This window comes from Bradyrhizobium ontarionense (assembly GCF_021088345.1).
In the GTDB taxonomy this organism is placed as follows: Bacteria; Pseudomonadota; Alphaproteobacteria; order Rhizobiales; family Xanthobacteraceae; genus Bradyrhizobium; species Bradyrhizobium ontarionense.
Genome location: NZ_CP088156.1, coordinates 3,917,976 through 3,937,112 on the forward strand (window position 1 = coordinate 3,917,976; position 19,137 = coordinate 3,937,112).

At 64.5% G+C, this 19,137-nt stretch carries 14 protein-coding genes and 2 pseudogenes; 11 read left to right on the forward strand and 5 right to left on the reverse strand.

The window, feature by feature from the left end; translation table 11 throughout:
* Positions 1-106: 106 nt before the first annotated feature.
* The gene (locus tag LQG66_RS17565; RefSeq protein WP_231327442.1) at positions 107-1,831 is read left to right on the forward strand and encodes a winged helix-turn-helix domain-containing protein; all 1,725 of its coding nucleotides are present in this window, start codon (positions 107-109) and stop codon (positions 1,829-1,831) included.
* Positions 1,832-2,174: 343 nt separating this feature from the next.
* On the opposite strand, the gene ubiV is transcribed toward LQG66_RS17565, so the two are convergent.
* The 3 genes from ubiV to ubiT are packed head-to-tail and all read right to left on the reverse strand — an operon-like array spanning position 2,175 to position 4,588.
* Positions 2,175-3,065: a ubiquinone anaerobic biosynthesis protein UbiV gene (ubiV, locus tag LQG66_RS17570; RefSeq protein ID WP_231327836.1), complete on the reverse strand. Its 891-nt coding sequence runs from the start codon at positions 3,063-3,065 to the stop codon at positions 2,175-2,177.
* 36 nt (positions 3,066-3,101) lie between these two features.
* Positions 3,102-4,079 carry a ubiquinone anaerobic biosynthesis protein UbiU gene (gene ubiU / locus LQG66_RS17575; protein ID WP_231327443.1) on the reverse strand — a complete coding sequence of 326 codons (978 nt, stop codon included), beginning with the start codon at positions 4,077-4,079 and terminating at the stop codon, positions 3,102-3,104.
* Positions 4,070-4,588, reverse strand: coding sequence for a ubiquinone anaerobic biosynthesis accessory factor UbiT (gene ubiT, locus LQG66_RS17580; RefSeq protein ID WP_231327444.1), 519 nt, complete (start codon positions 4,586-4,588; stop codon positions 4,070-4,072). Before ubiT ends, ubiU begins: the two co-directional genes overlap by 10 nt.
* A gap of 144 nt (positions 4,589-4,732) precedes the next feature.
* On the opposite strand from ubiT, the gene LQG66_RS17585 reads away from it, so the two are divergent.
* From LQG66_RS17585 to LQG66_RS17595, 3 genes and pseudogenes are all read left to right on the forward strand, one after another.
* Entirely contained in the window at positions 4,733-6,259 is a 1,527-nt protein-coding gene (locus tag LQG66_RS17585; RefSeq protein WP_231327445.1) for a UbiD family decarboxylase, read from the forward strand.
* A complete protein-coding gene (locus LQG66_RS17590; protein WP_231327446.1) occupies positions 6,256-6,867 on the forward strand; it encodes a UbiX family flavin prenyltransferase in 612 nt (203 codons plus the stop codon). The genes LQG66_RS17585 and LQG66_RS17590 overlap by 4 nt, the downstream gene beginning before the upstream one ends.
* A 229-nt stretch (positions 6,868-7,096) precedes the next feature.
* Positions 7,097-7,237: pseudogene (locus LQG66_RS17595) on the forward strand (TetR/AcrR family transcriptional regulator); the annotation flags it as partial.
* 119 nt (positions 7,238-7,356) lie between these two features.
* Here the strand turns inward: LQG66_RS17595 and LQG66_RS17600 are convergent.
* A pseudogene (locus LQG66_RS17600) lies at positions 7,357-7,512 on the reverse strand (DNA-binding protein); the annotation flags it as partial.
* Positions 7,513-7,535: 23 nt separating this feature from the next.
* Positions 7,536-9,563, reverse strand: a complete 2,028-nt coding sequence (locus tag LQG66_RS17605; protein ID WP_231327447.1) for a transcriptional regulator — start codon at positions 9,561-9,563, stop codon at positions 7,536-7,538.
* Between the two features lie 115 nt (positions 9,564-9,678).
* On the opposite strand from LQG66_RS17605, the gene cysK reads away from it, so the two are divergent.
* The 7 genes from cysK to LQG66_RS17640 all read left to right on the forward strand — a co-directional run bounded on the left by cysK (position 9,679) and on the right by LQG66_RS17640 (position 18,949).
* The gene (gene cysK, locus LQG66_RS17610; protein WP_231327448.1) at positions 9,679-10,767 is read left to right on the forward strand and encodes a cysteine synthase A; all 1,089 of its coding nucleotides are present in this window, start codon (positions 9,679-9,681) and stop codon (positions 10,765-10,767) included.
* Positions 10,768-10,776: 9 nt separating this feature from the next.
* The gene (locus LQG66_RS17615) at positions 10,777-12,270 is read left to right on the forward strand and encodes a pyridoxal phosphate-dependent decarboxylase family protein (protein ID WP_231327449.1); all 1,494 of its coding nucleotides are present in this window, start codon (positions 10,777-10,779) and stop codon (positions 12,268-12,270) included.
* A 591-nt stretch (positions 12,271-12,861) separates the two neighbouring features.
* Positions 12,862-13,689 carry a response regulator gene (locus tag LQG66_RS17620; RefSeq protein WP_256460627.1) on the forward strand — a complete coding sequence of 276 codons (828 nt, stop codon included), beginning with the start codon at positions 12,862-12,864 and terminating at the stop codon, positions 13,687-13,689.
* A gap of 323 nt (positions 13,690-14,012) precedes the next feature.
* A complete protein-coding gene (locus tag LQG66_RS17625) occupies positions 14,013-14,288 on the forward strand; it encodes a hypothetical protein (protein WP_231327450.1) in 276 nt (91 codons plus the stop codon).
* The gene (locus tag LQG66_RS17630) at positions 14,285-15,286 is read left to right on the forward strand and encodes a cytochrome-c peroxidase (protein ID WP_231327451.1); all 1,002 of its coding nucleotides are present in this window, start codon (positions 14,285-14,287) and stop codon (positions 15,284-15,286) included. The genes LQG66_RS17625 and LQG66_RS17630 overlap by 4 nt, the downstream gene beginning before the upstream one ends.
* Positions 15,283-17,790 (forward strand): two-component system VirA-like sensor kinase, encoded by a 2,508-nt coding sequence (locus LQG66_RS17635; protein WP_231327452.1) that lies wholly within the window; start codon positions 15,283-15,285, stop codon positions 17,788-17,790. Before LQG66_RS17630 ends, LQG66_RS17635 begins: the two co-directional genes overlap by 4 nt.
* A gap of 67 nt (positions 17,791-17,857) precedes the next feature.
* Positions 17,858-18,949: an amidohydrolase family protein gene (locus LQG66_RS17640; protein WP_231327453.1), complete on the forward strand. Its 1,092-nt coding sequence runs from the start codon at positions 17,858-17,860 to the stop codon at positions 18,947-18,949.
* Positions 18,950-19,137 lie beyond the last annotated feature (188 nt).

Sequence of the window (19,137 nt, forward strand, 5' to 3'; positions counted from 1 at the left end):
CTGAGGTTTTCTGAAATTTTCGCCTCAACACGATTTCGGTCCATGGTCTGGCGACTTATTGGTACCTCGATGCTGCCCGGACAGCCGGCGATCTGGGAGTAGATGAATGAAATTCCGCTTTGCCGGATTCGAGTTGGACCTGCCGCGCGCCGAACTGCGCGGACCTGACGGCGCGCCGGTCAAATTGCGCCCGAAGACGTTCGAAATGCTGCGGCTGTTCGTCGCCAACCCTGGACGCCTGCTCAGCAAGCAGGAGCTGATGGAGGCGGTCTGGCCGGACGTCCATGTCGGCGAAGACAGCCTCTTTCAATGCATCCGGGAGATCCGTACCGCGCTCGGCGACGACCGGCGGCAGACAATCAAATTGGCGTCCGGAGGTGGATACATCTTTACGGTCGAGATCTCGGCCATATCGCGCGATGTGAACTGTCCGGAGGGCGCGCCGGCGGTCGCCTCCGACCTCGACGTCGTCGCTCCGGCCGAACCGGCGACTGAGCCGGTGAGATCATCATGGTTCTCGGCCCTGGGCGGGCGGAAGGCGATCACAACCGTCGCCGGACTTTGCGCCATCGTCGGGTTTGCGGCCGCCGCGCCGCTGTTGAGATCGGACCTCATTTTCAAGCGCCCGCCGCCGGTGGTCGAGGTGATGGCGATAACCGATGCCAGCGACGATCCGCGCGGAGCGGCGATGGCGGCGGAGATCGCCGGCCGGCTGACCGACGGCTTCGCCAGGATCGACACGATCAGCGTGGTCGCACCGCGACCGCCGGCACCGCACCCGGAGCAGGCTGCCGCGCCCGCGGCATCGCCCGATTTCGAGATTCGCGGTGAGCTGCAGCGCAGCGGGCCATCCTGGATCTTGCGAGCCCGCCTGGTCCAGATCGCCACCGGCAAGGTTCAGGCGGTCGCGACCATTTCCGTCGACGCCGACGACCGTGATCCGCGGCTGCAGCAGACGCGGCTCGCCGCGGGCGTTGGCGATGTGCTGGCGCGCCGTCTCAACCAGCTGACCGAGACCGGAACCGCTGCAGCAGATGGCGGCATCACGGCGGGCGGCGCCAAGGCCGCCATCGAGCAGGCAACCGCGTCGATCAACAGTGTCACGCAGGAGCGCTTCGGCATGGCGCAGACGATGCTGCAGAATGCGCTCGCCGACCAGCCCGACAATATCGACGCGGCGGTCGCGCTTGCAGCGCTGCAGATGCGCGGCATCCAGATGGTCTGGTACAATCCCGATGCCGCCGTCGCCGCCGAGGCCCAGGCAGCCGCGAATCTGGAGCGCGCCTTGCGCGCCAAGCCGAACTCGATTGCGGCGCTCGAGACCTATTGCCGCTTCCTCAGTGCGACCAACCGTTTCGTCGAAAGCCTCGTTATCTGCGCCCGAACCCTGGGCCTCGATCCCTGGGACGGGCTCGCGCTGTATCTCGTCGGTCTCGGACAGCTGCATCTTGGCCGCTTCGAGGATGCGCTCGCGACCTTCCAGCAGGCCGACCGCTATGACACGCCACCGGTCTCGCGGTGGACCTGGCTGCTCGGCGTCGGATGGGCATACCTGATGATGGATCGCGCCGACGACGCCCTGCCGTGGCTGCAGCGCTCGATCGCCATCACGGCTGCGACCGGACGTCCCTACATGCTGTTGGCCGCAGCCTACCAAAAGGCCGGCCAGACCGAGGAGGCGAAAGCGGCGATCCAGAAAGGACTGAAGATGCGCCCCGGCACGACGGCGCTCAACATTGCGCCGCCGATGAAGAACACCAGTCCAGTATATCGCGAGGTGGCCGCGCAGATCATTCAGCTCATGGTCGACGCCGGCCTACCTGCGCAATAGAGCCCCGCCGGCGTCACAAGCATCATGCAGTCGCTGATGACACTGACGCGTCACCGTCATCCAGTGCGCAAGGCGGATCGGGTCGGAGCGGCGCCGAGGAGCCGTGTCGTCGCCGCGGGCAAACAAATGGTCAACGCGTGGGAGAAGGTCGCAGTCGTTGCCTTCAGCAGCGATAGCGGAGACTCGCGCAACACAATATAGATGCGCGCCCCAATGACGCATGACGCGAGGAATCGGTCGCATCTCCTGCCATCCGAACATCTGCGAAGATCCGCGAAGCCTCCGGCGTTGTAGCAGCGTGCATTCCGTCGTCTGGACCGCCACCATTGGAACACGACAGTACCTACCCCGAGACGTATGACGCACCGGGGGCGCCGTACAAGAATCCGTTGCTGAATGGAACGTCCGGATAGATCTCGCGCAAGCGGTCCGTTGCTGCTTCGGTTTCCAATCGGCCCGCCAGGACCGCTTGGAATTGCTTGGACACCGCGACCATGTCGCAAGCCTGAGGTGACAGCCTCAGCGATCTCACGCCGCTCTGCTTCAGACGATCGAGATCCCCGAGCAGGTTGGCGCAACTGTGTGACAGCGTCTGCACGCCGTTCATGTTGAGGAAAGCCTGATTCTCCAGCGTCGTCACGACGAGCCCGTCCGGGTCCTGCTCGCACACGAAGCGGCAATTGTCCTTGGCGAGCTTGTGCAAGCGGGCGTGATAGCAGCGCGCGGAAATCGCCAGCGGCACACGGCCGAAGGCGAACACTTCGATCGCCACCTGCGGCAAGGCGCCGGCAATGGCGGCCACCGAGGACAGCGGCAGTTCCGGCGGGAGGCAGATCCGGGTGGCGCCCTTGGCGGCATGAAACGCGGCGCTGGCCTCGTTGTAGATGTTGACGAAGGGACCGATGGCGTGTGGCCGGCCGGCGATCGATTTGAGGCAGGTGAGGTCGTTGACCTCGACCAGACCGCCGCCGAACTCGGCGAGTCCTGCCGTCTGCCGGCGCTCGCGCCGCAACGACACGAGGGCCAGCGATCCCAGCAGCACCTGCTTGCCGGCCGCCGTAAGCCGCTCGATGACTTCAGGCAAATAGGGCTCGAAGAACGACGCGCGTTTCGAGCAGACGACCTCGCCGACCACGACGTGGTCGACCGGCGCCTCGTCGGCGATACGAAAGTAGAAGTCCCGCCAGCGCTCCGGCTGCCAGTTGTAGAGCACAGGCCCCAAAGTGAGTTGTATTTGCTGCACGCTTTGATCCGCCGCTGTCATTTGGTCCTAACGCCAGGTCTTGCGGTAGGCGCCCTGCGTGGTGGCCTGCCCTTCGGTGAACGCCGTGAGATCGGGCCCGTCGGCGGACCGGCCGGCATCGAGCGCGGCGAGCACGCTGCGGAAATGCCGCACCACGCCATCGACATAGGCGCGGCCGCGCTGCCGTCCCTCGATCTTGAGCGCGGTGACGCCGGCCTCGCGCAGGCCGGCGAGCAAGGTCGTGGCATCGAGACTGACCGGATCCTCGAAGATGTAGCCAGCGCCCTGCGCGGTCGAGAAGCGGCCCTTGCACAGCGTTGGATAGCCCGCCGGCTCGTTGCGTCCGAAGCGGTTGATGGTGAAGCCGCCGAGCCGCGAGGTCGTTCCCTGTGGCGTCTCCTGATAGGCGACGTGGCTGGGCGGCGAGCACACGCCCTGCATGTTCGGCGACTTGCCGGTGGCGTAGGATGACAGCGAGCAGCGTCCTTCGGCCATCACGCACAGTCCGCCAAACACGAACACCTCGGTCTCACAAGCTGTCTCACGGGTGATCTCGGCGATCTCGGGCACGCTCAGCACGCGCGGCAGCACGACGCGGCGGGCGCCGAAATTCTCGGCATAGAACGCGATCGCATCGACGTTCGCCGCCGCCGCTTGCACCGAGACATGCAGTCGCTGTTCCGGATGACGCCGCGCGGCATAGTCCATCAGCCCGACATCGGCGAGGATCAGGGCGTCGGCTCCCGCCTCCGCGGCATCGTCGACCGCGCGGCGCCACACGTCGACGGCGCCGGCACGCGGGAAAGTATTGATCGCGACCAGCACCTTGGCGCCACGCCGATGCGCGAACGCGATCCCATCGCGCAGCTGCTCGCGGCTGAAATTCAGCCCCGGAAAGTTGCGTGCATTGGTCTCGTCGGCGAATCCACAATAGACAGCATCAGCGCCGGCCTCGACCGCGCTCTTCAGCGCCGCTGGCGTCCCTGCCGGACAGATCAGCTCCATCGTCGCATCCCGCCTTCGTTCGTCGTCGATTTCAGGAGCGAGTCGCGCGCGGCCGCGAGCAGGCGCTGCGCGGGTTCGCCGAACGGACCCGAAAGCGCCGCGATCTCACCGACCAAGTCCAGACCTGCATCATCAATCGCGTTGCGCAGCGCCAGCACCGCCTCGATATCGCCCTCGATCACGAGCTGGCGCGCGAACATCAGAGCATCGCCGTCGAGCCGGCCCTCGACCAGCGCCAGCAGACTCACGATCGAGGCCGAGATGGCAGCATCGACGTCGGTGGGCAGCTCGCGCACCGCCGCGAGTTGCGGCTGCCCTGGCCCTGCCTGAATCACGAAGGCGAACGGCAAATCGGTCGGCTTGATGCCAAAGCGCTTTCCGCGATGAGACCCGAGCCGGTCAAACAGATGCGGATGGCGGCGCAGAATCCCGCGCAGGACGGCGCCGAGCGCGATCTGCAGGGGCAGCAACGGCAACGGCCGCAGCACCTGCCTGAGCAGCGGCGGCAAGAGTGGCAATGACGTCGAGGACGCGTCCTGAAGAGAGCTCATGGTGCAAGCTCTGGCCGGATCGGTGGCGGAAGTATTTGACCCGGAACAAAGATCACCGCGATTGTTCCAGCTACGAGGTGCTTTTTGAACGGAGCCCTTTCGGTGCGACGTGATGTCCCTCGCTTCCGCGAGCTATCGGATTTCCTGCGCTTTCTCGACGAGCGGGGGCAGCTGCGACGCATTCGCGATCGCGTCTCGGTCGTCCACGAGATCACCGAGATCCATCGCCGCGTCATCTCGGCCGAAGGACCGGTGCTGCTGTTCGAACGGCCGATCAAGGCGTGCGGTTCGCTCTCGACGATGCCGCTCGTCACCAACCTGTTCGGCACCGTGGAGCGGGTGGCCTGGGGGATGGGCGTGGAGCCGGAACGATTGGCGGAGCTCGGCGAGATGATGGCAGAGCTGCGCGCCCCGCAGCCGCCGCGCGACCTCAGGCAGGCGCTGCAAAAGCTGCCGCTGGCGCGCGCAGCGCTGTCAACCCGGCCGAGGCTGCGCTCAGCCGCGCCGGTGCATGAATGTGTCACGATGGGTGATGACATCGATCTGACCACGCTGCCGGCCCAGATCTGCTGGCCCGGGGAGCCGGCGCCGCTATTGACGTGGCCGCTCGTCATCACCGTCCCACCGGACGCGTCCGCCGGCGAGCAGGAAAACGTCGGCGTCTACCGCATGCAGGTGCTCGGCCGGGACCGCGCCATCATGCGCTGGCTCGCGCATCGCGGGGGCGCCCGCCACCATCAGCAATGGCAGGCGCAGGGGCGCGACATGCCGATCGCGATCGTGATCGGCGCCGATCCCGCCACCATCCTCAGCGCCGTGCTGCCGTTACCCGAGACCGTCTCCGAGTTGCGCTTCGCGGGCATATTGCGCGGCGAACGACCCGAGCTCGTCGCGTGCCTCACGGTGCCGCTATCGGTCCCAGCGACGGCTGAGATCGTGCTCGAAGGATTCGTCTCAGCAACCGAAACTGAACCTGAAGGCCCTTATGGCGACCACACCGGCTACTACAATGCTGTCGAGAGCTTTCCGGTGCTTCGGGTCACCGCGATCACAACGCGTCGTAGCCCATTGTATCTTTCGACATTCACGGGGCGCGCTCCGGACGAGCCGTCTCGGATCGGCGAGGCGCTGAATACGTTGTTCGTTCCGTTGATCCGACAACAATTCCCGGAAGTCGTCGACTGCTATCTGCCGCCGGAGGCCTGTTCCTACAGGATCGCTATCGTGGCGATCCAAAAGCGCTATCCGGGCCAGGCGCGGCGCATCATGCTCGGCCTATGGTCGATGCTGCCGCAGTTCAGCTACACCAAGCTCCTCATCGTGGTCGACCACGACATCGACGTCCGCGACTGGCGCGCAGTGATGTGGGCCGTGGCGACGCGCAGCGACTCCTCGCGCGACCTGCTGCCGCTTGCAAACACGCCGATCGACTACCTCGATTTCGCCTCGCCGAAATCGGGCCTCGGCGGGAAGCTCGGCATCGACGCCACGACCAAGCTCGGCGCCGAGACCGAGCGCGCCTGGGGCGAGGTGCTGGCGATGGACCCCGGCGTGGCGGCGCGGGTCGACGCGATGTGGCCGAGCCTCGGCCTCACCGAGGCCGGAGCCGGTCGAGCGGCCTCGGCATGAGCGGGCAGCGCCACATCATCGTCGGCATCAGCGGCGCCTCGGGAGCCGCGATCGGCGCGCGCATCGTCGAACGGCTCGCTGAGCAGCCGCAATGCGCGGTCCATCTCGTGGTGTCGGGCGCTGCCGCGCGCACCTTGCACGCGGAGGTCGGCCCGGACAGCCTGGCGCGGCTGCGCGATCTCGCGACGCATGTTCATGACGTCACCGACATCGGTGCTTGCATCGCCAGCGGCTCGTTTTCCGCAGCCGGCATGATCGTGGCGCCCTGCTCAATCCGCACCCTGTCGGCGATCGCCTGGGGCCAGCTCGACAATCTCCTGGTCCGCGCCGCCGATGTCCAGCTCAAGGAGCGGCGCCGGCTGATCCTGCTGGTGCGCGAGAGCCCGCTGCATCTCGGCCATCTGCGAGCGATGACGCAGGCCTCCGAGATTGGTGCAATCATCGCGCCCCCACTGCCGGCATTTTACCTGAGGCCGCAGTCGCTCGATGACGTCGTGGAGCAAATCGCCTGCCGCGCCATCAACCTGCTCGGCGTCGCCGGGCTCCGCACAAACGCTCGAGAATGGGACGGCTCCGGCGACTGCAACCTCCGACCTCTCATGAAATAGCGTGGTCGGCGGTGTTGCCGGGCGGCATGGTGGCGCGAGCAACGGTCCCGCTGCCGCGCCGCTTCGCATAGCCGCCTGACTTCGCTCCGTTGTGGAGCGTCACCAGGATGAGGTCACGACAGCGCTCTCCCAGGTGCGCGCGTTGGCACGCCAGAACTCCGCGTCTGACAACGTTGGCGCAATAGTATTGGAAAGTCACGATTGGACGACATGCGCGCCAAATGCGCCAGCGGCGATGGTCGGGGCGATGATCCTGGCGTGCGCGATTGATGACCCGGTGCTGTCCGACGAAGTGCTCGATCAAACGCGCGCCTGGCTGAAGGCGCAGGCCATGGACCATGGACGCGGTTCCCCGCCGGCGAGACGATGATGCGAGACAGGGCGCCGCGGGATAGCCGTTGTAGCGCACGAGTTGAAGCGGGTCCTCGCCCCACACAGGTGTGACCACCTCCGACAAGGACACCTCCAAGCGCCGGTACTGGCGCTCCCGTCGAGTTCATCAAGCGGATAAAGGACTGCTTTTCCGATCTTGACGAATGCCGGGCCCACCCGCAGTACTCGCCGGTTACGCAGCGTCCCGACGCTTACGACGCCACGGTAGCGCACCGAGACTTCATCCGCCGTCAGGTATTTTCGATCGCCCATTGAGCGCGCCAGTATAGCGGGCCTCAAGCTAAACCGATTGTTTCGGCGGCCTTGCGAAACAGCAAGGCCGCATCGGCGGAGAACTGGAACGCGTTCAAATAATCATCGACGGTGAACAGAGGCCGCACTTTGCGGATTGCGCTCGCGTAAGCACGCGCCTGCTCGATCTGGCCTGTGAGCGCGTGACAGAAGGCGGCGATCGCGAGGATCAGAACATGCGCGTTCGGTTGCATCGCCGCCCTCGCCGACCAGGCGGCGGCCTCGTCAAACTGCTCGAGCCGCACATGGGCCATCGCCTTGCTTCCCAGCATGCCGAACAGAAGTGGATCGAATGGACTCAGAAGGCGCGAGTGGTCGGCAGCCTTGATCGCGGCAAGCGGATCGCCTGACTGCGAATGTACGAAAGCGAGCGCGTAGTGACCGAGCGCGAAATTCGGACTGAGGTCTACGGTGTGCTGCAACTCGCCGATCGCGTCGTCGTGCCGGCCGCTGAGCCAAAGTGCCCGCCCCATCGCCCAATGCACCGCGGGATCGTGTTCGTCAACGATCAGGCCGCGCCCCGCGGTCTCCAAGGCGTGGATCGTTTGCTGTTCGCGATCGCCCCAATGCTGGAATGCGCTCTGCCAATGGGTGAACGAAAGGCCGGCATGGGCACGTGAGAACGTTGGATCGAGCCGCACAGCCATCTCGAAGAACTGCCTGGCGGTTTCGTTCTCCCTCTGGGTGAAGCGGTACATATGCCAAAGGCCGCGGTGATAAGCCTGCCACGCATCGAGCGAGTCCGGTGGCCTCAGCACCGCGCGATTGCGCTCAACTGTTTCGATCTCGCTCGCGATCAACGCGACAATCCGGTTGCCGATGTCGTCGATGACCGAAAAGACGTCGTCCTGCTTGCAATCGAAATCCTCCGTCCAGAGGATTCTCGCCGTGGCGGTCTCTATCAATTCTACACTTACGCTAAGCCGGCCGAGCCGCCGGCGAACCGATCCGCTGGCCACGTAGTCGACATTGAGCCGTCGGCCAGCTTCTTCTGGTCCGATGCGTCGGCCGCCGAGCGCAAAGACGGACCCCTCGGCAATGACGAAGAAGTTCCGCAGCTTGGCGAGACGCGTAATGATGTCATGCGTCAGGCCGTCAGCCGTTTCGCCGGAACCTTCCCGCCGGTCTGGCAGCGCATGGAAAGGCATCACAGCCAGCGACGGTCGGCGCGCCGCTCTCGAGCCGTTGTCGGCCCCTGTGCCAACCGCCGGAGCTGCAGATGAGACCGCGATGACGGTGCTCGGAGCCGCAGCAGGCGCGTCCGATACCTCCCGCCACCCTTTCCGGACCGGCTCAAAATCGAGAGCCTCGGATTCGTACAGCCGCGCCGCCGCGGCCAGCTGCCGCTTGCACGCATCGATGCGACCGCGCAGAGCAAGGCGGCGCAGCAATTCGATCTGCGCCTTGGGGTCGAACGGAGCGACAACGACCCATTTTTCAACCGCGGCGAGGCCCTCGGTGGAATCTGCAGGCAGGCCCTCGACCAGCCGTTGAAGGAGCGTAGCGCGGAATGCGGCGTATCGGCTTTGCTGCCCAGTCAGCCACAGGTTGAATTCGGGGCACCGCTCGATGGCGAGCCCTTCGACCAGTTCGCCCCTGTACAGTTCCGACAGAGCCTGCAGTTGCTCGACGCTCAACCTCTCCACCCCGCTTTCCATAGCGGAAGCGACTTCGATGGCGTCAACGAACCAACCGTCGAGTTGCAGCGCGACCGCGTCACCGGCGGTCACGACGATCTTTCCGCCCGGGTCTCCGAACAGGCCCCTCAGCTTGCTGAGGCACCAACGTAGCTCGCCCCTCGGATCGTTGGCTGCTTCATCCCACAGCAATTCGCACAGCCGGCCACGCTGCGCCGGGCGGCCTGTCAGCGCGAGATAAGCGAGGAGGCCGCACGTCTTGCGTGAGGCTGGTAGTTCCAGCGGCCTGTCCCTGCGCTCAATTGCGAGCGGGCCCAGCATGCGGATCCGAATGTCGACGATCTCGCGATGATCTCCTAACAAACCCAATTCCATAGTCATTTCCACGGTCGCTCCCACGGCGGAGAACGCCAGGAGCTTGTATCATTGAATTCGTTCGGCCGCACCCGGCATTGCGCCGGCTGCCTCGCCAGCCAGACAGGAGACAACTATGCCGGCTGCAACACCCATCAGAAGCACGCAGGGCCGTGGCCGTCTTTTCGACAGCATCCTTGACACGGTCGGCGACACCCCCGTCATCCGAGTGAACAATCTCGGTGTCGACGGCAGGAAAATTTACGTCAAGGCGGAATTCTTCAATCCGGCCTCGTCCGTCAAGGATCGGCTCGCGCTGAACGTGATCGAGGCGGCCGAGCACGCCGGCGCTCTCAAGCCCGGCCAGACTGTTGTCGAGGCCACCAGCGGCAACACCGGCATCGGGCTGGCGATGGTGTGCGCCCAGAAAGGCTATCCTCTCGTGGTGACGATGGCAGACAGCTTCTCGGTCGAACGACGGAAGCTTATGCGCATGCTCGGTGCCAAAGTGGTGCTGACGCCGCGGGCCGAGAAGGGGTTCGGCATGTATCAGAAGGCGGTCGAGTTGGCCGAAACCCACGGCTGGTTCCTCGCTCGGCAATTTGAGACGAAGGCAAACGCCGACATCCATGAGAGCACGACCGGTCGGGAAATCATCAATGACTTTGCTGGTCAGCGCCTGGACGTCTTTGTCACCGGCTACGGGACCGGGGGAACGATCACGGGCGTTGCTCGCGTGCTGAGGCGCGCACGACCCGAGACTCGTATCGTGCTGTGCGAACCTGCGAACGCTCAATTGGTTGGCAGCGCTGCTGTGCAACGGCGTACTGCGGACGGAGCACCGTCGGGCAGCCATCCGGCCTGGGAATCGCATCCGATCCAGGGTTGGACCCCGGACTTCATTCCTGCCGTGCTGCAAGAGAGCATCGATTCCAGCTTTTATGACGAAATCCATTCGGTCGCCGGCGCTGACGGCATAGCCTGGACCAGGCAGCTCGCCCACAAGGAGGGCATCTTCACAGGAATTTCAGGTGGATCGACCTTTGCAGTCGCGCGCCGGATAGCCGAACGTTCATCGGCCGGATCGGTGATCCTATGCATGTTGCCGGATACCGGGGAAAGATACCTCAGCACGCCGCTGTTCGATTCCATTGCAGCGGAAATGAATGAGGAGGAACTCGCGCTCTCCCGTTCGACCCCGAGTTGCCGGTTCGCGGCGGCCTGAGATCTGAAAATGAAAGTACAGCCTCCGCCCGCAAACCGTGCGCACGAAGAAACGCTCGATCCCCGGGACTGGGCCGATGCGCGAGCGCTCGCACATCGCGCTGTAGACGACTCGATCGCCTATCTGCGCGATATTCGGGATCGTCCGGTATGGCGGGATATGCCTCGCGAGGTCAGGAGCTCCTTCGAGACGCCCCTCCCCCGTTTGTCCATGCCGCTGTCGGACGTCTACCGCGAAGTCGCCGAAACGGTGATGCCCTATCCAATGGGCAACATCCATCCGCGGTTCTGGGCCTGGTATATGGGGTCGAGCAACTTCACGGGAGCACTGGCGGACTTTCTGGCGGCAGTTCAGGGATCAAACCTTGGCGGCGGGGATCACGCCGCGGCCAAGGTGGACGAACAGGTTGTCAACTGGTGCAAGGAGATGATCGGCTTTCCACGTTCGGCGAGCGGCACGCTTGTCAGCGGTGGATCGATGGCCAATACCGTAGCCCTGATCGTCGCCCGCAATGTCAAGGCGGGTATCGACGTGCGTGAACTCGGGGTTGCGGCCATCGAGAAGCCACTTCGATTCTACGGCTCGGACCAGATCCATAGTTGTCATCGCAAGGCTATCGAAGCGATGGGGCTGGGAAACGGCGCGCTTCAACGGATTGCGACAGGGAGCGATCTCCGCATCGACCTCAATGCGCTCGGGGCATCGATCGCGCAGGACCGAATGGCCGGCTTTCAACCGGCTTGCGTGATCGGCAACGCCGGGACGGTCAACACCGGGGCGATCGATGATCTTCAAGCTCTTGCCGATCTGGCAAAGAAGGAGAATCTCTGGTTCCATGTTGACGGCTGCATTGGGGCTCTCATCGCCATTGCACCGAAGAACGCCCATCGTGTTCGAGGTCTGGAGCATGCTGATTCCGTCGCACTAGACCCGCACAAATGGCTGCATGCTCCCTTCGAAGTCGGATGCGTCCTGGTTCGCGACGCCGCTGCTCATCTTGCGAGCTTCTCAGTGGCGCAGGAGTATCTGGAGAAGACGACGCGTGGGATCGCGTCCGCCGAGTGGCTCTATGAGTACGGGTTACAGACGAGCCGCGGTTTTCGCGCCTTGAAGGTCTGGATGGCGCTGAAGGAGCACGGCGTGGAGAAATTCGGGCGGCTCATCGATCAGAATATCGCCCAGGGTCATTACCTCGACGGTTTGATTGCCTTAGAGCCACTGCTCGAAAGTGTCGCGCCGGCGACGATCAATATTGTTTGCTTTCGTTATCGTCCGCCTGGCCTCGACGAAGTTGCCTTGAAGCGTCTCAATGTCGAAATCATGATCCGACTGCAAGAAGACGGTATCGCCGCGGTTTCAGACACGACCGTTCGTGGCAAGCACTGCCTGAGGGTCGCGATCAACAATCATCGCACACGGCGCTCCGATCTCAGTCTCCTGGTGCGCGAGGTTGTTCGTCTCGGGCGGGAGATCGGGATTCGAGACGAGGCCGAAAGCAACTAGAACAAGAGCATCGCGCGCGCCAAGGCCACGAAGAAGTAACGGGCAAGCGACGTCATTCCGGTCTCGGCTCTGCGGGCCACCCCGGAATGATGATGCCGAAACTCACACCGCCGCAAGCGGGTTCGCGAACGCGCGCGAATGGATCCATTCCTCTGATGGCCGAGGAGCTGCGGGCTGTCAGCGACCATCCGGCGGCAATCAGGAATGGAGGGATGGCGTTACCCCGTCATTTCGCGGCTGCGCCAGATGGTTACGATTGCAACACAACGGCGACACACCAATACACGCGATTCACGTAGGGACCGCCTCGGCGCGTCGGCCAAGGCGCCCTCGAATGCCGCATTTGCGTAACGATCGAGCAACGAGGAGGAGGCTGTCCGCGAGATCGGCTTGGGTGGAACCATGGCCGTTCACTGCCGCTCAGAGGCGACAGCCCGCCACAACCAGAGGTCGGCCGCCGCGCCATTCAAATGGATTTTCGATTCTCTCTTTTGCGTTACAGCCGTAACAACAGCGGCGTCCTCTCCGAAAATTGTGCTGCAACGCAAAATTGCACCTAGTATGCCAGTACCGGGGCGACGGAGATAGTAGATGAGCGAAAGGACCGAAGGTCCGGCGAGCTGCACTGACCCCAGCAACCACGTCGAGAGAAAGGGGGGCGCGGCTCTCGCCGAATCGACACCGCCGGGACATCAGGAGCGGCGCCTCCCCCTTTGCCTGGTGGTCGAGGATGACAGCACCATGCGTCACCTCGTGACCAGTTATCTCGAAGATCACGACATCAGGGCGGTTTCGGCGACACGGCGCGACGAGGTGGCGGCCCTGCTGACGCGCGCCAATCCCGACCTGGTGGTGCTCGATCTGCGGCTGGGACAGGACGATGGGCTCGATCTGTTGCGCGAGATTCGCGCCAGCTCGGATGTGCCCATCATCATCGCGACCGGCCACCGCCGCGACGAGATCGATCGCGTGGTCGGCCTTGAGCTCGGCGCCGACGACTACATCACCAAGCCGTTCGGGCTGCGCGAACTGCTGGCGCGCATCCGTGCGGTGCTGAGACGCCGCGAGGCGGGCCGGGTCGCGGCGCAGCGCGAGATCGAAAAGGGACGCTGCCGGTTCGGCAGTTGGCAGCTTGATCGCAGGAACCGGCGCCTGACGAATGCTCAGGGCGAGCCGGTCGCGCTCAGCAAGGGTGAATATACGCTGCTGGTCGCGTTCCTCGACGCCCCGCAGCGGCCGCTCTCGCGCGAGCATCTGCTTCAGGCCACGCGCATCCATGAGGACGTGTTCGACCGCAGCATCGATGTGCAGGTGCTGCGCCTGCGCCGCAAGCTGGAAACCGATCCGAGCGCGCCCTCGGTCATCAGAACCGAGCGCGGCGTGGGCTATGTCTTCACGCTTCCGGTCGAGCCGCTGTAGTGGCGCAGCGATCGAGCGCAGGCGATATCGCCGCGCTGCGCTGCAGCCGCGCCTCCGCACGCGCGACCGTTCGCGTTGCAACGGTAACCCGAACGCGGCGAACGGGAATGCCGCTGAAACATGCACGCCATAGGATCATTCTGCCGATCATCGCTCGGGAGAAATCCATGTCGTCCGTGAACCCCTTAGTCCAACTTCGCGCAACGCCGCATGCACCTGCACCTATTGTGCCTGCACGCGCTGCCGAGCACGCCGGCGGTCGTAGTAAGCCTGCCCGTTCTGTTCGGGCGAGGATCGAACGCAGTTGGCATGCAGTCGGACGCGTGGCCTTCGACGTCCAGGACGCCTGTCCGCATCTGCTGCCTGCGATCATATCCTTCGTGATCTCGGAATTCCTTCAAGGCTGCGCCGCCTACGCCCAGGCAATGCATCCGATTCAGATCCCGGCCGATCCGCAGGACGAGCTTCAGCAAGAGGGCATTGCCGAACAAGACCATGACCTCCGCGCGCGGCGCGCCCGCGCGCCCAAGCTGGTCCCGGTGGCCAGCAATGCGAGCTCCGGCTGCACAGTCGAAGAGCCCAAGCCCCGGCCAGCATGATGCGCCCATCCGCCCTGACCATCATCACGAGCGCTCTGCTTGCTGCGTGCGGGCTCGGGATCGGTCTCTCCGACCGCCTTGGGACGCCGGCGATGGCACAGCCCTCGGCTGATCCCGCCTGGGCAGAGATCAGTCCGGTCGAGGGTCAGGCGCCGATCACACCTATCCCGCAGCCGCCGCCGGCCGATCCCCGCAAGCTGCGGCTCGGCGAGCGGCTGTTCCAGGATGCGCGCCTCTCGGCCAATGGCGATCTCTCGTGCCAATCGTGCCACGACATCCGCAGCAATGGTGCCGCCGACGCCGGGCATCAGCAATCGAGCTGCGCACCGGATCTGTCCGCCAAGCTGGATGTCCTCACCGTGTTCAATGCCGCGCTGAGCTTCCGGTTCGGCTGGCAAGGCAATTTCCGCACCCTGGCGGCACAGGCCGATGCCACGATCGAAAGCCCCCACGGCATGCGGAGCAGAGCGAGCGAGGTGGTGCGCAAGCTCAATTCCGATCCGGACATGGTCCAGCAATTTCGCGCCGCCTATGGACACGAGGCGGATCGAGACAGCCTGCTGGATGCCCTCGTCACGTTCGAACACTCGCTGCTGACGCCCGACAGCCGCTTCGATCTCTGGCTCAGGGGCGACAAATCGGCGCTTTCGACGGATGAACACCAGGGCTACCTCCTGTTCAAATCATACGGCTGCATTTCCTGCCATCAGGGTGTGAATGTCGGCGGCAATCTCTTCCAGCGCCAAGGCGTGTTCGAGCCGCTGGTCTCGACCGGCCCGCAGGTGGTGCGGGTGCCGAGCCTGCGCAACGTCGCGACCACCGCGCCCTATTTTCACGACGGCAGCGCTGCCACCCTCGAAGAGGCTGTCGGCAGGATGGCGAAAGCCCAGCTGGACCGCACGCTGACGGACAAGCAGATCGCCGTGATCGTGGCATTCCTCAAGACGCTGACGGGAAATTACCGCGGCTCACCCGTTGTCGCCGGAGCAAGACCATGAGACCGGGCTGGGCGGCTGCCATCGTCGCCGTTCTCTTGTACGTGCTGACTTGGCTGTCGCTACAGGCCTTGAATCCGCAAGCAGAGCGGTTCGACCGGGCATTCACCGAACTCAACCGGTTCGGCATGATCGAAAATGCGCTGTACCGGCACGTCTTCACCGCGCGCGTCGGCGTCTTGCGCAACTACGATCCGCTGGTCGACGACATAAATGCGCTGCACGATTCGCTGCAGAAGCTGCAGGAGACGCAATCCACCGATGCCGCCGCGGCGGCGATCGTCAACCGGCTCGTGGCCTCTGTCGAGAGCCAGGAAGAGCTGGTCGAACACTTCAAGACCCAAAATGCGCTGCTGCAGAATTCGCTGGCCTTCTTCGGCCGGTTCGGCGGGCAGCCTCACACCTCGGAACTGGATCCGGCGATCAGTAGCGCCGTCGCGGCCGTCCTGCGCCTGGCACTCGATACATCGCCACCGACGGTCAGCAATGTTCGCGATCGCCTCGATGAGCTGGAGCGACAGGCGCGCGAAGCGGATCTTTCAGATTCCACGGATGCGCTTCTTGCACATGGACGGCTGCTCAACCGGCTTCTTCCATCCGTCGACAACATTCTGAAGAGCCTGCATGGATTGTCGCAGACTTGGCAGCAGGATCAGCTTCGTGCAACGCTTCTCAACCAGCAGACGGCGTCACGCGCATCCGCGCGCCGATATCGTGTCTTGCTCTACGTCACCTCGCTCGTGATCGTCGCGTTCCTGGTCTATCTCGGCCTGCTCCTGAAGTCGCACGCAAGGGCGTTGCGGCGCCGCGCGGAGTTCGAGCACATCATCGCCCGCATCTCGATGCGCTTCATCAATGCCGCACCGCAAGAACTCGGCGGCGAGATCGACGGTGCCCTCGCCGACATGTGCGGCTTCATCGGGCCCGACCGCGCCTATTTCGTCATGACCAGCCCGACGCCGCGGGTGCGGGTATGGCAGAGACCCGGCATCGAATTTCCGCCCGACTGGCCAGCGCGGGCGCCCGAACTTGCCATGCAGCTCGGAGTTGATACAAACGGAACGGTGCAGATCCCGCGCGTAGGGCGGATGCCGATGGGAGAGGCCAAAACGCTGTGCATGAGCCTCGGTCTCGGCGGATGGGCCTGCGCCACGCGGGAGGCCGATGACGGCATCACGGCAGCGCTCGGATTCGATGCCGTCGGCCGTCCCTGCCAGGCCAAGCAGGGCGAGCTTCCGCTCCTGCGCATGGCCCTCGATTCGATCGTGCTCGCCGTCGAGCGGCAGTCCATGGAGCAAGAGCGCTCGCGGCTCGAAGTGCGCCTGCAACAGGCGCAACGGATGGAGCAGATCGGTTTCTTCACCAGCGGCATCGCTCATAACTTCAACAACATTCTCGGCGGAATCCTCGGGCATTCCGAGGTCATCGAGGAGCATGTCGGCTCAGATGCGAAGCTCGTGCGCAATCTCGGCGCGATCAGGCGCAATGCCGAGCGCGCCAGGGATCTGATCGACCAGATTCTCCTGTTCGGACGCGCCCGCAACGCCGGCAGCAAGGCCTTGAGCATCGGCGCGCTGGTCGCCGAATCAGCCTTGCTGCTCGAGGTCTCGCTGCCGGATGATATCGACCTCGTCATCAGGCAACCATCGACCGCCGCGATCGTCGCCGGCGAGCACGTCACCCTGCAGCAGGTCATTCTCAATCTCTGCAGGAATGCGGCCAACGCGATGCCGGATGGCGGCCGCATCGAGATCGCAACAGAGCTGCACGAGGTCACGACCCAACGCACTTTCAGTCAAGAAAGCGTCCCCCCCGGACCCTACGTCTGCATCGCGATAACCGATACCGGCCACGGCATCGAGTCCCACCTGCTGGAACGGATCTTCGAGCCATTCTTCACCACACGACCGTCCGGAAACGGGCTTGGGCTCGCGACGGTGCGCGAAATCGTCCGGGAGCACGGCGGAGGGCTCAATGTGCAAAGCACGGCAGGCGAAGGAACCCGCTTCGAGATCTGGTTGCCACGCGTGTCCGCGGCCGCGCCGGCGTCGACGCGGCATATCGGGCTTCCCAAGGGCAATGGCGAGACTGTCTTGCTCGTCGCCCATAGCAATCCGAGCGTGCTGCGCGACGAAGAGCTGCTCGCAGCCCTCGGTTACGAGCCGGTCGGCTTCTCCAGTCCGGAAGCCGCGCTGGCAGCCGCCCGTGTCCGAGCGGACTGCTTCGACATGATCGTGGTCGGCCATTGCGACTCCGGCTCAGCCTCGCTGCAGACGGCTGCCGCCCTGCATGATGCGCTGCCACGGGTGCCGATCGTCCTCGCCACCAAAGCGGCGATCGAGATCGGCGCCGATACCCTGGTAGCGGCCGGCATTTTCGATGTCGTGCGCTGGCCACTGGTAGCCGAAGAAATTGCGATCACGCTCGCGAGCGGGTCGGAGCGCAACAACGTCGGTCCACCGGCTGCGGAGCGTTACCTGACGCCGCGGAGATCGCCGCTGCATTGAGCGACAGGCCCGCGCCGGACAAGTTCGAAATGCGCGTGGTCAAGCGACGAACAGAGGAGAGGACGCGATGCTTGGATCTTGGGATGGACGTCACCGCCCGGGTTGCGGCTGCTGTGCAGCACCGGGGGCGCTGTCGCGCCGCAGCTTCATCGCCGGAACGGCTGCGGTGGGAGCGACGGCCGTCATGACCGGCAGGCGCGCTCTTGCGCAAGACCGCAGCCTGATCGACACCCACCACCATTTCTATCCACCGCGCTACCAGAAGCTCTGGCTGGACTGGGAAGACGCGCGCAAGCTGCCGCATTTTCCCGGTCAGGTCGCCTGGACGCGACAGAAGCAGATCGAGGATATGGACGCGGCCGGAATCCGCACCGCCATCCTGTCGCTGGCGTCGACGCCCGGCGTCTGGTTCGACCTCGGGCCGGACAAGGCCAGCGAACTGGCGCGCGAGTGCAACGACTTCGCCGCCGAGATGATGCGGGATAGTCCCGGCCGGTTCGGGCTGCTTGCGACCTTGTCGATGCTCGATGCCGACCGGACGCTCCGCGAGATCGACTACGTATTCGACACGCTCAAGGCCGATGGCGTCGGTCTGCAAACCAATTACGGCGACACCTGGCTGGGCGATGCGCGTTACCGGCCGGTGTTCGAGGAATTGAACCGGCGCGCAGCCTTGGTCTATGTGCATCCGCTGGTCGCGAATTGCTGCGCGGCTTTGAGCGTGGGCACTTTCCCGGCGGTGATCGAGGTGCCGCACGACACCACGCGCACGATCACGAGCCTGCTTCTGTCGGGCGGCTTCGCGCGCTGGCGCAACATCAGGTGGCTGTTCTCACATGCGGGCGGCACGATGCCGATGATGGCGGGCCGCATCGAATCCTTCTATGGGGCGCGGCCCGATCTGCATCAATTCGCGCCCGACGGCATTACGGGCGAACTGCGGCGCCTTTACTACGACACGGCCAATGCGACCAGCGCGCCATCGATCGGGGCGTTGTTGAAGCTGGTCCCGACGTCGCAGGTGACCTACGGCTCGGACTATCCGTACTTCCGGCTGGATCAGATGCGCGACCTGGAGCGATTGGGGCTGACCACCTCCGACCTCAAGGCGATCGGCAACGGCACTGCACTCCGGCTGATTCCGCGGCTTAGCGGGTAACCCGACCCGCGCCACGGCAATTGCTGTTACTGTTTCGCGCGAACTGATGGCTCGGCATGGCTGTTCCTGTAAGGGAGTCGAAGCCAGGGTGTTGAACGCCAACGTAGCGGATGTTTCTCTCACGCGCGTACAAGCGGCGGGCCAGGCACAGGCCCGCCGCTTGTCGGCATGATCAGCAGCCACGGCAG

Coding starts and splice junctions, on each gene's coding strand:
- LQG66_RS17590 (WP_231327446.1), top strand. CDS start 6,256: ATGAGCGGGCAGCGCCACATCATCGTCGGCATCAGCGGCGCCTCGGGA.
- LQG66_RS17635 (WP_231327452.1), top strand. CDS start 15,283: ATGAGACCGGGCTGGGCGGCTGCCATCGTCGCCGTTCTCTTGTACGTG.
- LQG66_RS17630 (WP_231327451.1), top strand. CDS start 14,285: ATGATGCGCCCATCCGCCCTGACCATCATCACGAGCGCTCTGCTTGCT.
- LQG66_RS17615 (WP_231327449.1), top strand. CDS start 10,777: ATGAAAGTACAGCCTCCGCCCGCAAACCGTGCGCACGAAGAAACGCTC.
- ubiU (WP_231327443.1), bottom strand. CDS start 4,079: ATGGAGCTGATCTGTCCGGCAGGGACGCCAGCGGCGCTGAAGAGCGCG.
- cysK (WP_231327448.1), top strand. CDS start 9,679: ATGCCGGCTGCAACACCCATCAGAAGCACGCAGGGCCGTGGCCGTCTT.
- LQG66_RS17620 (WP_256460627.1), top strand. CDS start 12,862: ATGAGCGAAAGGACCGAAGGTCCGGCGAGCTGCACTGACCCCAGCAAC.
- LQG66_RS17565 (WP_231327442.1), top strand. CDS start 107: ATGAAATTCCGCTTTGCCGGATTCGAGTTGGACCTGCCGCGCGCCGAA.
- LQG66_RS17605 (WP_231327447.1), bottom strand. CDS start 9,563: ATGGAATTGGGTTTGTTAGGAGATCATCGCGAGATCGTCGACATTCGG.
- LQG66_RS17640 (WP_231327453.1), top strand. CDS start 17,858: ATGCTTGGATCTTGGGATGGACGTCACCGCCCGGGTTGCGGCTGCTGT.